Origin of the sequence: Paraburkholderia sp. SIMBA_054 (genome assembly GCF_046534875.1) — a bacterium.
Classification (GTDB): domain Bacteria; phylum Pseudomonadota; class Gammaproteobacteria; order Burkholderiales; family Burkholderiaceae; genus Paraburkholderia; species Paraburkholderia hospita.
In genome coordinates this window covers 1-271 of the sequence record NZ_JAWRXV010000799.1, presented here as the reverse complement: position 1 = coordinate 271, position 271 = coordinate 1, and the positions used below count along the sequence as shown (strand labels likewise).

Genomic DNA, 271 nt, shown 5'->3' with positions numbered 1-271 from the left:
AGTGCGAGATCGCGCGCCTGAAGTCATCGCGCGATTACTGCGGCGCGACCTGCTAAAGGTGTATCCGCAACTACACGACGTGCGCATCGACTACGCGTGGGGCGGACTGATGAGCTACGCGCGTCACAAGATGCCGCAAATCGGCCGCGGCGCGGACGGCGTCTGGCACGCGGTCGGCTTCGGCGGACACGGCATGGCGCCGACCACCGTCTCCGGCGAATTGCTGGCCGCAGCCATTGCCGGCGAGCGTCCGGTGCCCGAAGCGTTCGCC

Annotated in this window: 1 protein-coding gene; it reads left to right on the top strand. The window is 67.9% G+C overall.

Annotated features, from left to right (window positions below):
* The coding region (locus tag SB822_RS57300) for an NAD(P)/FAD-dependent oxidoreductase (RefSeq protein WP_410859133.1) at positions 1 to 271 on the top strand (271 nt) is incomplete at both ends.